The organism is uncultured Caballeronia sp., assembly GCF_964243625.1.
In the GTDB taxonomy this organism is placed as follows: Bacteria; Pseudomonadota; Gammaproteobacteria; order Burkholderiales; family Burkholderiaceae; genus Caballeronia.
Map to the genome: position 1 here is coordinate 1 of NZ_CAXTGZ010000125.1, position 13,623 is coordinate 13,623.

At 62.8% G+C, this 13,623-nt stretch carries 9 protein-coding genes; 4 read left to right on the top strand and 5 right to left on the bottom strand.

What is annotated here, in order from left to right:
* The first annotated feature begins 1 nt into the window (after position 1).
* The 4 genes from smc (at position 2) to def (ending at position 7,704) form a co-directional block, all read left to right on the top strand.
* Complete coding sequence (smc, locus tag ACFFAR_RS11120; RefSeq protein ID WP_375507883.1) at positions 2 to 3,457, top strand: chromosome segregation protein SMC; 3,456 nt, start codon at positions 2 to 4, stop codon at positions 3,455 to 3,457.
* Between the two features lie 240 nt (positions 3,458 to 3,697).
* A complete protein-coding gene (locus ACFFAR_RS11125; protein WP_061999144.1) occupies positions 3,698 to 4,945 on the top strand; it encodes a cell division protein ZipA C-terminal FtsZ-binding domain-containing protein in 1,248 nt (415 codons plus the stop codon).
* A 132-nt stretch (positions 4,946 to 5,077) separates the two neighbouring features.
* Entirely contained in the window at positions 5,078 to 7,174 is a 2,097-nt protein-coding gene (gene ligA, locus ACFFAR_RS11130) for an NAD-dependent DNA ligase LigA (protein ID WP_174363125.1), read from the top strand.
* Positions 7,171 to 7,704, top strand: a complete 534-nt coding sequence (def, locus tag ACFFAR_RS11135) for a peptide deformylase (protein WP_056352690.1) — start codon at positions 7,171 to 7,173, stop codon at positions 7,702 to 7,704. Before ligA ends, def begins: the two co-directional genes overlap by 4 nt.
* A 55-nt stretch (positions 7,705 to 7,759) precedes the next feature.
* Here def and ACFFAR_RS11140 read toward each other — a convergent pair whose 3' ends face one another.
* The 5 genes from ACFFAR_RS11140 to map all read right to left on the bottom strand — a co-directional run.
* On the bottom strand, positions 7,760 to 7,996 hold the full coding sequence (locus tag ACFFAR_RS11140; protein WP_061999146.1) for a hypothetical protein: 237 nt from the start codon (positions 7,994 to 7,996) through the stop codon (positions 7,760 to 7,762).
* 192 nt (positions 7,997 to 8,188) lie between these two features.
* Positions 8,189 to 8,938: a pseudouridine synthase gene (locus ACFFAR_RS11145; protein ID WP_335671951.1), complete on the bottom strand. Its 750-nt coding sequence runs from the start codon at positions 8,936 to 8,938 to the stop codon at positions 8,189 to 8,191.
* Positions 8,920 to 9,966, bottom strand: a complete 1,047-nt coding sequence (locus ACFFAR_RS11150; protein WP_375507884.1) for a hypothetical protein — start codon at positions 9,964 to 9,966, stop codon at positions 8,920 to 8,922. The genes ACFFAR_RS11145 and ACFFAR_RS11150 overlap by 19 nt, the downstream gene beginning before the upstream one ends.
* Positions 9,967 to 10,138: 172 nt before the next feature.
* Positions 10,139 to 12,724 carry a [protein-PII] uridylyltransferase gene (locus ACFFAR_RS11155; RefSeq protein ID WP_062169800.1) on the bottom strand — a complete coding sequence of 862 codons (2,586 nt, stop codon included), beginning with the start codon at positions 12,722 to 12,724 and terminating at the stop codon, positions 10,139 to 10,141.
* Between the two features lie 136 nt (positions 12,725 to 12,860).
* Positions 12,861 to 13,623, bottom strand: a 763-nt coding sequence (gene map / locus ACFFAR_RS11160) for a type I methionyl aminopeptidase (RefSeq protein ID WP_375507885.1), incomplete at its 5' end; no start/stop codon positions are given.

Here is a 13,623-nt window from a genome sequence, read left to right on the forward strand (position 1 = left end):
CCTGCTGCCGGGCCAACTGGTCGGCGTGGTCGGGCCCAACGGTTGCGGCAAGTCGAACATCATGGATGCGGTGCGCTGGGTGCTCGGCGAATCGCGCGCCTCCGAGCTGCGCGGCGAGTCGATGCAGGACGTGATATTCAACGGTTCCACCGCGCGCAAGCCGGGCAGCCGGGCCAGCGTCGAACTGATCTTCGATAACGCCGACGGCCGCGCCGCCGGGCAGTGGGGCACCTACGCCGAAATCGCCGTCAAGCGGGTACTCACGCGCGACGGCTCCTCCAGCTACTACATCAACAACCTGCCCGCCCGCCGCCGCCATATCCAGGACATTTTCCTGGGTACGGGCCTTGGGCCGCGTGCGTACGCGATCATCGGGCAGGGCATGATCGCGCGGATCATCGAGGCGAAGCCCGAAGAACTGCGCGTGTTCCTGGAAGAGGCCGCGGGGGTATCGAAGTACAAGGAGCGCCGGCGCGAGACCGAAAACCGCTTGCACGACACCCGCGAAAACCTGACCCGCGTGGAAGATATCGTGCGCGAGCTGAGCGCGAATCTCGAGAAGCTCGAAGCGCAGGCAATCGTCGCGACGAAATACAAGACCTTGCAGGCCGATGGCGAGGAAAAGCAGCGGCTCTTGTGGCTTTTGCGCAAGAACGAGGCGGGCAACGAGTCCGAGCGTCAGCAGCGTGCAATCAGCGACGCGCAGATCGAACTCGAATCGCAAACCGCGAAGCTGCGCGAAGCCGAAGCACAACTTGAAACGCTGCGCGTGGCTCACTACAGTGCAAGCGACGCCATGCAAGGCGCTCAGGGTGCGCTCTACGAAGCGAATTCCGAAGTCAGCAAGCTCGAGGCGGAAATCCGCTTTATCGTCGAATCGCGTAATCGCGTGCAAGCGCAGATCGCCGCGTTGACTGCGCAGCGCGAGCAATGGCAGATGCAGGCCGGGAAAGCGCGTGGCGAGATCGACGACGCTGAAGAAGCGCTGGCTGTCGGCGAGGAAAAGGCGGCCATCGCGCAGGAAACGGCGGCTGCGAAACAGGACGAATTGCCTGCGCTCGAAGCGCGTTTTCGCGATGCACAGACCGGATTGAACGACGAACGCGCGACCATCGCGCGCACGGAGCAGGCGTTGAAGCTGGAGGCCGCGCATCAGCGCAATGCCGACCAGCAACTGCAGCAATTGCAGCAGCGCCACGAACGCCTGAAAAGCGAAGCGGGCGGCCTGGATGCGCCCGACGAAGCGCAGCTCGAAGAGTTGCGCATGCAAATGGCCGAGCACGAGGAAATCCTCACAGAAGCCCAAGCGCGTCTCGCCGATGCACAGGACACGGTTCCGCGTCTGGACGGTGAACGGCGCGCCGCGCAGGAGAAAGTGCAAGCCGAAAGCGCCCAGATTCACCAGCTCGAAGCGCGGCTCGCGGCGCTCAGGCAGTTACAGGAAAACGTCCAGACCGAGGGCAAGATCCAGCCGTGGCTCGACAAGCACGAACTCGGTTCGCTGCCGCGTCTTTGGAAGAAGCTGCATGTGGAAGCCGGCTGGGAAACGGCGCTGGAATCGGTGCTGCGGGAACGGATCGCGGCGCTGGAAGTGTCGAATCTCGATTGGGTGAAGGCGTTCGCCACCGACGCACCGCCGGCCAAGCTCGCGTTCTACGCGCCGCCGAATGCCGGCCGAGCGCAGGAAACGCCCGCGGGTTTGCGGCCGCTCCTGGCGCTGATCCGTATTGACGACGCGGGTTTGCGGGCCGTGCTGACCGACTGGCTGGCCCAGGTGTTCGTCGCCGATGACATTGCCCAGGCGCTTTCCACGCGCGCTCAATTGCCCGATGGCGGCGCGTTCGTGGTGAAGGCCGGGCACGTGGTAACGCGGGTCGGCGTGCAGCTTTACGCGGCCGACTCCGAGCAGGCCGGGATGCTCGCACGCCAGCACGAAATCGAAAACCTGACGAAGCAGGTTCGCGCACAGGCGCTGCTCGCTGACGAAGCCAAAGCCGCCGCCGTTCGCGCGGAAGCGGCGCACACGCAGGCATCGGGGGCGCTCGGCGACGCACGTTCGGCCGCTGAACGCGCGACCCAGCGCGTGCACGCACTGCAGATGGACGTGCTGAAGCTCACGCAGGCGCACGATCGCTACATGCAGCGCAGCACGCAAATCCGTGAAGAACTCGCAGAAATCACGGCGCAGATCGATGAACAACGCGCCTTGCGCGCCGAATCGGAAGCGAACTTCGAGCGCCATGACGGCGAGCTTGCTGAATTGCAGGCGCGTTTCGAAGACAACCAGCTCGCGTTTGAAGCACTCGACGAAGCGTTGACCAACGCCCGTCAGGAAGCGCGCGATCTGGAGCGCGCGGCTACCGACGCCAGCTTCGCGGCGCGCGGGCTTGCGGCGAAGATCGAGGAATATCGGCGCAATATCGAAACAGCGAAAGAGCAGAGCGAACGTGTTGCAGGCGCCCTCGAAGATGCGCGTGCCGAGCTCGAAACCATCAACGAGCAAACCGCGCACACCGGCTTGCAGGACGCGCTCGAATTGCGCGCGGCCAGGGAAGAGGCGCTGCAGTCAACGCGTATCGAACTGGACGATCTCACCGCGCGTCTACGTCAGGCAGACGAGCTTCGGCTGATCGCCGAGCGTTCGTTGCAGCCGCTGCGCGACAAGATCGGCGAGTTGCAGTTGAAAGAGCAGGCCGCGCGCATCAGCGGCGAGCAGTTCGTCGAGCAACTGGCGGCCGCCGGCGTGGACGAAGCCGATTTGCAGGCCAAACTCACGCCGGACATGAAGCCTTCGTACCTGCAAGGCGAAGTCACGCGTCTGAATAACGCGATCGCGGCGCTTGGCGCGGTCAACATGGCGGCGCTCGACGAACTCGCGGCGGCGAGCGAGCGCAAGTCGTTCCTCGATTCGCAATCGGCGGATCTGAACGACGCCATCGGCACTCTGGAAGACGCGATCCACAAGATCGACCAGGAAACGCGCTCATTGTTGCAAGGCACGTTCGACGAGGTCAACCGTCATTTCGGCGAGCTGTTCCCGCGTCTCTTCGGTGGCGGTCAGGCGAAGCTCGTCATGACGGGCGATGAAATCCTCGATGCCGGCGTGCAGGTTCTCGCACAGCCGCCCGGCAAGAAGAATTCGACCATCCACCTGCTTTCGGGCGGTGAAAAGGCGCTGACGGCGACCGCGCTCGTGTTCGCCATGTTCCAGTTGAATCCGGCGCCGTTCTGCTTGTTGGACGAAGTCGATGCGCCACTCGACGACGCCAACACGGAACGCTTCGCGAACCTCGTCCGGGCGATGTCGGAGAAGACGCAGTTCCTCTTCATCTCGCACAACAAGATCGCGATGGAAATGGCGCAGCAACTGATCGGCGTGACGATGCAGGAACAGGGTGTATCGCGGATTGTTGCCGTGGATATGGAATCTGCGGCGGGTTTCGCCCAGAATGCATGAACGTTTCGCCGGAGCGCGGATTGATGCACTTCCGGCGATCAAAACAGAGTGAAGAACCGGTCCGGGAGGCCGGTTCTGGCGCGTCAGGCGCGGAGTGGCGAACGGGGTTCGATTTGCGAATCCTGATGCGGCGCAGATCGCGGGGCGTAATTCAATACAAGCGCTGGACACGGGTAGCGGCAGCTTAAAAGGCGCCGCTCGGCATGAAACAGCGCAAACAGAAAGTATGACGGAGCGTGCATGGACGAGTTGACACTCGGGTTGATCGGGGCAGGAGCCGTGGTGGTGGGCGGCGTGGTGGTCTACAACGCGTGGCAGGGCGCAAAAGTGCGCCGCAAGATGCCCCGTCCAATGCCTGAGGAAGCGGCGGAATCGCTCGCCCGGCAGGATACGGAGGACGAGCAGCCGTTCATTGAACCGACGCGCCCGGTACGGCGCGAGCCCGCAATCGGCGAGGCTGACAGAACCGACACGCCGGACTCACGCGTGGAACCGAGTTTCGGCGGCACCGGGCCGCTGTCCACGGTTGCGCCGGCGGACACGGCCGTGGATATCCAGGCCGAATCGACTTCTGTGAATGGCGACTTCGAGGAACCGGATTCGCCCTCCATCATTGCCGATGACGACGAACCGGTGCTGCCGGCCGCGACCACCATTTCTTCGGCGCCGCCGGCTATCGTGGATCGCCGGATCGATTGCGTTGTGCCAATTCGCCTTGTCGCACCCATTGCCGGCGACAAGCTGATTCCGAGCGCACAGAAGCTGCGGCGCGCGGGCGCGAAACCGGTACACATCGAAGGCAAGCCGGAAGGCGGCACAACGTGGGAATTGCTCAAGAACGGCGCGCGCTACGAGGAATTGCGTGCAGCGGCCCAGCTTGCCAATCGCGGCGGCCCGCTGAATGAACTCGAGTTTTCCGAGTTCGTGACGGGCGTACAGCGTTTCGCCGACGGAATCGACGGTTCGCCCGAATTCCCCGACATGCTCGAAACAGTCGGAATGGCGCGTGAGCTCGACGCGTTCGCGGCCCAATGCGACGCTCAGTTGTCCATCAATATTCTCTCTGACGGCGCGCCCTGGTCGGCCAACTACGTGCAGGCGGTGGCGTCGCAGGACGGCTTGCTGCTTTCACGCGACGGCACGCGCTTCGTCAAGCTCGACGCACGCCAGAACCCGGTTTTCATGCTGCTTTTCGGCGATACCAACTTCCTGCGCGACGACCTGACCTACAAGGGCGGCCAGATGATCACGCTGGTGCTGGACGTGCCGGTCGCCGACGAAGACATCCTGCCGTTTCGCCTCATGTGCGACTACGCAAAATCGCTGTCCGAGCGCATTGGCGCAAGGGTGGTGGACGATCAGCGCCGGCCGCTGCCGGAAAGCTCGCTGCTCGCCATCGAAAAACAGTTGATGACGCTCTACGCGAAGCTTGAGCAAGCCGGCATTCCCGCGGGCTCGCCCGCCACGCGGCGCTTGTTCAGCCAATAAAGCTTACCGCAGCGGCGCGGCATTGCCGAATCAATTTCGGAGGCATCGGCCATTCGGCCGATGCCACGATCAGCCGTTCTCTGAGACAATCGACAGGTCGGTTTCTTCCAACTTCTCAGCCTGTCCTGCCGCATGTCCGCCAAACCGAAAGCCGCTGCCAAAGCAGAAAAAGCAGAGCCCGCTGTTTCAGCTACGCCCATCCCGGGCGCCGACCGTCCGGCCGAGCGCGCCGAGTGGCTGCGCGCGGAACTCGAGCGTGCGAACTACGCGTATTACGTTCTCGACCAGCCGGAGCTGCCCGATGCCGAATACGACATTCTGTTCAAGGAACTACAGCAGATCGAAGCGGCGCAACCTGACCTGATCCCGCCGGATTCGCCCACGTTACGGGTCGGCGGGCAGGTCGCGACAGGTTTCCAGCCGGTCACGCACGACGTGCCCATGCTGTCGCTGAACAACGGCTTTGCCGACGAAGATATCGTTGCATTCGACAAACGCGTCGCTGACGCACTCGGCCATACGCCCGTGGAATATGCGTGCGAGCTGAAATTCGACGGCCTCGCCATTTCGCTGCGGTATGACGACGGCGTGTTCGTTCAGGCGTCGACGCGCGGTGACGGCGCGACAGGCGAAGAAGTGACCGAAAACGTTCGCACCATTCATTCAATTCCGTTGAAACTCAAAGGCAAGAACATCCCGAAGCGGCTCGACGTCCGCGGCGAAGTGCTGATGTTCAAGCGTGACTTTGAGCGGCTGAACGCCCGGCAGCGCGAGGCGGAACAACGTGAATTCGCCAACCCGCGCAATGCGGCTGCAGGCGGTCTACGGCAGCTCGATTCGAAGATGACCGCGCAGCGGAAGCTGTCTTTTTTTGCGTATGGGATCGGTGTGCTGGAAGGCGCGGAAATGCCGCCGTCGCACTCGGCGCTGCTCGACTGGTACAAGCAAATGGGCCTGCCGGTGAACGCGGAGCGCGGTGTCGTGAAGGGCGCGGACGGGTTGCTCGCTTTTTTCCACAGGACCGGCGAGAAGCGCGATGGTTTGCCGTATGACATCGACGGCGTGGTTTATAAGGTTAACCAGCGCGACGAACAGGACAAGCTCGGCTTCGTCTCGCGTGCACCGCGCTTCGCGCTCGCACACAAGTTTCCGGCGCAGGAAGCGCTGACGCAGTTGCTGGCCATCGACGTGCAGGTCGGGCGCACCGGCGCAATCACACCGGTTGCGCGGTTGACGCCGGTGTTCGTCGGCGGCGCGACCGTGACGAACGCGACCTTGCACAACGAAGACGAAGTACGGCGCAAGGACATTCGTATTGGCGATACGGTGATCGTGCGGCGTGCCGGCGACGTGATTCCCGAAGTTGTCGGCGCGATCCTGGATCGCCGTCCCGACGACGCGCGCGAGTTCGTGATGCCGACCGAGTGTCCGGTGTGCGGTTCGAAAATCGAACGGCTGCCCGACGAAGCCATCGCCCGTTGTACCGGTGGCCTGATCTGTCCCGCCCAACGCAAGCAGGCGCTGTGGCATTTCGCGCAGCGGCGCGCGCTCGATATCGACGGACTGGGTGAGAAGATCATCGACCAGATGGTCGAACAGAACATTGTGCGCACGCCGGCCGATCTGTTCAATCTGGGCGTCGCGAAGCTCGCGGCGCTGGACCGGTTCGCCGACAAATCTGCCCAGAATCTTTTCGATTCCATCGGCAAGGCCAAGCACACCACCTTGCCGCGGTTTCTCTATGCGCTGGGTATTCGGCACGTGGGCGAGTCCACGGCGAAGGATCTCGCCAAGCATTTTGGTTCGCTCGATCCGATCATGGCGGCAAGCGTCGAAGAATTGCTCGAAGTGAACGACGTGGGTCCGGTCGTGGCCGAATCGCTGCACAATTTTTTCAGCGAAGGGCATAACCAGATGGTGATCGAGCAATTGCGCGCGCCGGGCAACGTTACATGGCCCGAAGGGCCGCCGGCGCCCAGGGCGCCGCAAGGTGTGCTCGCCGGCAAGACGGTCGTGCTGACCGGTACGCTGCCTACGCTTTCGCGCGAGGACGCCAAGGAAATGCTCGAGGCTGCGGGCGCGAAGGTGGCAGGCTCGGTATCGAAGAAAACGAATTACGTGGTGGCTGGAGCGGAGGCGGGCAGCAAGCTCGTGAAGGCCGAGGAACTCGGCGTTCCGGTACTCGACGAAGATGGTATGCGCAAGCTTTTGGAGGGAGAAACACCATGATTCGCGAAATCCTCAAGATGGGCGATCCGCGTTTGTTGCGTATCGCCGAGCCGGTGGATCATTTCGATACGCCCGAACTGCACGCCCTGGTGGAGGACATGTTCGACACCATGCGTCATGCGAACGGCGCTGGACTTGCGGCGCCGCAGATCGGCGTGGACCTGCAGGTGGTGATTTTCGGCTTCGCTCACAACGAGCGTTATCCGGACGCGCAACCGGTGCCGGAGACGGTGTTGATCAATCCGATCATCACGCCTGTGTCGCACGACATGGAAGAAGGGTGGGAAGGGTGTTTGTCGGTGCCCGGGTTGCGCGGCGCCGTGCAGCGGTATTCCATGATCCGCTATCAGGGTTTTGATCAGTACGGCACGGCTATCGAGCGGCTTGCCGAGGGCTTTCACGCGCGTGTCGTGCAGCACGAATGTGATCACCTGATCGGCAAGCTTTATCCGATGCGCGTGACGGACTTCTCGAAGTTCGGTTTCACCGAGGTGCTGTTTCCCGGGCTGGATCCGAAGAGCGACGACTGAAAGTCGTCACGGCAGCCCGTGGAATTGCTTTGAATCGACGGGCTGCCGACGGGTTTCAGGCAAAGCTCTTATTGCCCGAAGCCGTCTCCGGCTGACGAAACAGCTTGATATGTTCCGGATTTGCCGACGCCTGCAAACGCCCATCCGGCAAACGCGCAATGACGACTTCGCCAATGCCCGGGCTCATTACCACGACTTCGTCGCGCAACGCGAGCAATGCGTCGAGGCGGCGTCGGCCGCTGATGATTTCGAGGCCGGTTTTTGTTTCGCGAACAATGATCTCAACGGACATGGCAATTCTCCAGTGGCTTTTGCGAGGCTCACGCGCGGCGGAGCGGTAAATTGCACGTGTACCTGCCTAACGGTCATCAGTCATATTTTCTTTAACCAAAATATTGGCCAAAAAAAATCGATGTGATCAGCGGGTGCTGTTCACATCGATTTGTGCGGATTCCGTCGTTTTTTCGCGACGTTATCTATCAGATCAGAAGCTTTCGTCTGCGCCGAGGTAACGCCATTGTCCCGGCGGCAGCGCACCCAGAGTCACGTGGCCCATCCGGATTCGCTTCAGCCCAACCACTTCCAGGCCGACCAACTCGCACATCCGGCGAATCTGGCGCTTTTTGCCTTCGCGCAACACGAAGCGCAGTTGCTCTCCGTTTTGCCAGCTGACCTGGGCGGTCTTGAGCGGCACGTCGTCAAGTGCGAGGCCATGGCGCAGGAGCGCGAGACTTTCCGGTGGAAAGTGCGATTCGATATCGAGTTCATGCTCGCCGAATTTCACGCGCACGAGATATTCCTTGTCGACATCCGAATGTCCGCCGATCAACTGCTTCGCCACGCGGCCATCCTGCGTGAGCACGAGCAGACCTGTCGAGTCGATATCCAGACGTCCCGCAGGCGCCAGCGTGCGCAGATGCGTGGGTGAAAAGCGGATGCCGGATTGGTCATCGGCCCAATGGTTCGAAGGGTTGACCAGCGTGACCGCCGGCTGATACCCGTCTTCCGCCTGACCCGAAACATAGCCGACCGGCTTGTGGATCAGGATCGTCACCTGTTGCATTTGTGCGGCATGCGCGGCCTGAGCGATCTCGATGTTCTGATCGGGACGGATCTTGGTGCCAAGCGTATCGATGACCACGCCGTCTACCAGCACCCAGCCTTTTTCGATCCACTCATCGGCTTCCCGGCGCGAACAGAGGCCGAGTTCCGACATCACTTTCGACAAACGCACGAGCCCGTCTTCACCTTCGCGCGCGATGCGGGCCGGTGAGGGCGGCGCGTCTGCATCGCGGGGTTTAGAGGGTTTGGCCGCTGGTTTGCGTGGGGGCTTGCGCTCGTCACCGAAGCGTTCCGGCGATGCCTCGCGTTTTGCGTAGGGACGATCGCCTGGCGGACGCTGGCGATCGAAGGAGGCCGGACGCGGGCTGCCATCGTGCGCGTGGTTGCGCTCGCGGCGGGGTGCGCCGGTGTCGCTGAACGACGGGCGCGGCGCGCGATCGCTTGCCGGGCCACGGGAATCTTCACGGGGCTTGAACGGGCGGCGTTCGCCGGCACCAGTCGGGCGATCGCCGCGCGGCGCGCCGCCGCGGTCGCCAAATGATGGGCGGGGGCCTCGGTCGGCACTCGGACCACGCGGTGCGCCGCGATCGTTGAACGACGGGCGGGGCGTACGATCGCTGCTTGCGCCACGGGGCGCGTCGTCACGCGGGCTGAAGGGACGGCGTTCACCGTTCCCCGAAGGACGGTCACCACGCGGAGCGCCGCGATCGCCGAATGACGGACGTGGCCCACGATCACCACGAGGTGCATCGCCACGCGGCGTGAAGGGACGGCGTTCGCCATCGCCCGAAGGACGGTCACCACGTGGTGCGCCACGATCTCCAAACGAAGGACGCGGCCCGCGATCACCACGAGGTGCATCGCCACGTGGCGTGAAGGGACGGTGTTCGCCATCGCCCGAAGGACGGTCGCCGCGTGGTGCGCCACGATCTCCAAACGAAGGACGTGGTCCACGATCACCGCGGGGTGCATCGCCACGCGCCGTGAAGGGACGGCGTTCGCCATCGCCCGAAGGACGGTCACCACGCGGAGCGCCGCGATCCCCAAACGAAGGTCTAGGCCCGCGATCACCACGAGGTGCATCGCCGCGCGGCGGGAACGGACGACGTTCGCCATCGCCCGAAGGACGGTCACCACGCGGTGCGCCACGATCCCCAAACGAAGGTCTAGGCCCGCGATCGCCACGAGGTGCATCGCCACGCGGAGTAGCCGGGCGATCTCCCGCCTGATCGACCCTTACCGGCCGATCTCCGACCGGCGCCTCTGTCCGAGGCGGTTTTTTCCGTCCGGCAACGCTGCCGGTACGAACGGGGGAACGCGCCGGCGATGCCGGTCGCGGATGTTTCGCTGTCAGTTTGACGCGCATAGATTCTCAGGCTGCGATCGCGCGCAGCAGCTCGGTTTCGACCTGGATTTGCGTCCGGTTGTCGGATAGGGTTTTGCCGTCGAGCAGGAACACGTCTTCCACACGTTCGCCAAGCGTGTTGATCCGCGCCGCATGGACGCCGATCCGGTGCTGGGCGAGAACCCGCGCGATCGAATAAAGGAGGCCCTGCCGGTCGTTGGCCGACACGGACAGGATGTAATACTGACCACGTTCGTCGGGACGCAAATCCACGCGCGGTGTGATCGGGAAAGTGCGCACCAGCCGGGAAACCCGTCCCTTCGACGGTTCCGGCAAGATGCCCTCGGCGGTGAGCAACATGCTCAACTGCTGTTCGACGAGGTTGGCAATGTCGCGATAATGCCCGTCATGGTCCGGATGCGCGACCAGAAAATTGTCGAGCGCATAACCGTGGCGGGTCGTTGTAATGCGTGCATCGAGGACGGACAGGCCGTTTTTGTCGAAATAAGCGCAGATGCCGGCAAAGAGATCCGGCCGGTCCTTTACGTACACGAGTACTTGGAGCGCCGCGCCGATCGGCGATGGGCGCGCCCGCACGATCGGCTTTTCACTCTCGACGTGCTTATAAAGCACGCGGGTCTGCCAGGCGATATCGGCAGCGTCATGGCGCAGGAAATAGCCGACATCCAGCTTGTCCCACAACGCTTTTTCCGCGTTCTCCGGCACCGTTTCAAGGCGCAGCAGCGCAAGCGCGTCTTCCTGGCGCGACTTGAGCTCCGAGTGCGCGTGCATTTCGGCGCCGCCAAGCACGGCACGGGTGGCCCGGTACAGATCCTCGAGCAGCTTGCCTTTCCATGCGTTCCAGACCTTGGGGCTCGTGCCGCGGATATCGGCGACGGTCAGCAAATACAGCGCGCTCAGCCGGCGCTCGGTCTGCACCATCGATGCAAACCGCTTGATGACTTCCGGATCGCTCGTGTCCTGCTTCTGCGCGACCTGGCTCATGGTCAGGTGCTGCTCGACGAGCCATACGACCAGGTCGCTGTCGTCGGCATTCATGTTGTGATCGCGGCAAAAACGCCGGGCATCGACCATGCCGAGCGTGGAGTGATCGCCGCCGCGGCCCTTCGCAATGTCATGGAACAGCGCCGCCACGTAGAGCACCCACGAGCGTTCGAAATTGCCCATCAACTGCGTGCAGAACGGATACTCGTGCGCGTGTTCGGCCATCGCAAAACGGCGGATATTGCGCAACACCATCAGGATGTGCTGGTCGACGGTGTAGACGTGATACAGGTCATGCTGCATCTGCCCGACAATGCGCCGGAAATTCAGCAGATATCGGCCGAGCACGCTTGTCTGGTTCATCAGCCTGAGCGCGTGCGTGATGCCTTCGGGCGCCTGCAGGATCGCCATGAACAGGCGCCGGTTTTCCGGGTCGCGGCGCCAGTCGCGGTCCATCAGGTCGCGTGCGTTGTAGATCGCGCGCAACGTCCTCGCCGATAACCCCTTCACCCCGCGCGTTTGCTCATACAGCAGGAAGGCTTCGAGAATAGCGTTCGGCTGACGCTCGAAGACATCGTCGCTGGCAATTTCGAGCATTCCCTGCTTCTCGACGAAGCGCTCGTTCAACACGCGCGTCACGCCGCTCGTCGATGGAAACAGTTGCGCTTCCACGTTCTGGATCAGGATGGTTGCGAGCTGCGTCACGGCTTTCGCGGCCCAGTAATAGCGGCGCATGAGCTGTTCGCTGGCGCGTTTGGACGATGTCGCCTTGTAACCCAGGCTTTCCGCGAGCGCGGTCTGCAGATCGAATACGAGAATGTCCTGCCGGCGCTTCGCAATCACGTGCAAGCGCGCTCGCAGCGTCTTCAGGAAACCTTCGTTGCGCCGCAACTCACTCGCTTCACGCTCGGTGATAAGCCCGCGTGAATCGAGTTCGCGCCAACTGCTGCCAAAACCCGCCGCACGCGAAATCCACAGGATCAGTTGCAGGTCTCGCAAGCCGCCGGGGCTTTCCTTGATGTTCGGCTCGAGGCTATACGGCGTGTCCTGGTATTTCGCGTGGCGCTGGCGCATTTCCAGCACCTTGGCCTGGAAAAACGCACGCGGATCGAGCGTCTGCTGGTAGCGCGCTTCGAAGGCATCGACCAGTTTCTCGTTGCCCACGATCCGACGCGCTTCGAGCAGCGACGTCCGGATGGTGATGTCGTTGCTCGCTTCGTGGATGCACTGCGACACCGAGCGCACGCTGCTGCCAATCTCGAGCCCGAGATCCCACGCCATGCCGATCAGCTTTTCGATACGTGCACCAAGCGTTTCCACCTGATCGGGCGTCTCGTGATCGGGCAGCAGGACGAGGATATCGATGTCCGAATACGGCGCGAGCTCGCCGCGCCCGTAACCGCCGACCGCCAGCAACGCCGCTGATGCCGGCATCTCGCACGCGTCCCACGCGCCCTTGAGGGCGTCGTCGGTGGCGCGGGCGAGGGCATGCATCAGGCCATCGACATTGGTCGCGCTCTTGAAGCGCTCGAGCAGCGCGGCTTTCGCTGTCTTGTACGAGGCTTTCAACGAATCGGCAATAGGCGGGGCGTCGGCGGGTACGCTCATGGGCAGGCGGATCGTGAGGTCAGTGGAAGAACGTTATATTCGACGAAACGCTGCGCTCGCCGTCTTTCAATGCGCCGGGCCGTGCCCCGAACAGTTGCGCGAGATACCGGGTCTCTCGCGGGGTGCTTCCGATCAATCAAGCCGTCGCGGCGATCAGCTCGGAAGGTGCCTGCGTTCCGGCCGACACGGTCAGCACTTCATAACCCGTCGGCGTCACCAGCACCGTATGCTCCCATTGCGCCGACAAGCTGCGGTCGCGGGTCTTCACGGTCCACTGATCAGGCATGGTGCGGATATCGCGGCGACCGGCGTTGATCATGGGTTCGACGGTAAAGATCATCCCGGCCTGCAATTCGATGCCCGTACCCGGGCGGCCGTAATGCAGCACTTGCGGGTCTTCGTGGAACACCTTGCCCACGCCGTGACCGCAATATTCGCGCACCACGCTGTAACCTTGCGCTTCGGCATGTTTCTGGATGGCGTAGCCGATATCGCCCAGATGCGCGCCCGCCTTGATCTGGTCGATGCCAAGCCACATGCAGTCGAAGGTGGTCTGCACCAGCCGCTTGGCCAGGATGGAACCTTCGCCGACCAGGAACATGCGGCTGGTATCGCCGAAATAACCGTCCTTGATCACCGTGATGTCGATATTCAGCGCGTCGCCGTTCTTCAACGCCTTGTCGCCGGGAATGCCGTGGCAGATCACGTCGTTGACGGAAATGCAGGTGGCCTTGGGGTAGGGCGGATAACCCGGCGGCTGGTAATTCAGGGGCGCGGGCACGGTGCCCTGTTCCTTCGCCATGTATTCGTGGCAAAGGCGATCCAGTTCGCCGGTCGTTACGCCCGCGACAATGTGGGGCGTGATGAAATCGAGCACCTCGCTCGCGAGCCGGCAGGCG

Bases quoted from the DNA above. Each gene is read 5' to 3' on its own strand.
- ACFFAR_RS11125 (WP_061999144.1), top strand. From the start codon at position 3,698: ATGGACGAGTTGACACTCGGGTTGATCGGGGCAGGAGCCGTGGTGGTG.
- ligA (WP_174363125.1), top strand. From the start codon at position 5,078: ATGTCCGCCAAACCGAAAGCCGCTGCCAAAGCAGAAAAAGCAGAGCCC.
- def (WP_056352690.1), top strand. From the start codon at position 7,171: ATGATTCGCGAAATCCTCAAGATGGGCGATCCGCGTTTGTTGCGTATC.
- ACFFAR_RS11140 (WP_061999146.1), bottom strand. From the start codon at position 7,996: ATGTCCGTTGAGATCATTGTTCGCGAAACAAAAACCGGCCTCGAAATC.
- ACFFAR_RS11155 (WP_062169800.1), bottom strand. From the start codon at position 12,724: ATGAGCGTACCCGCCGACGCCCCGCCTATTGCCGATTCGTTGAAAGCC.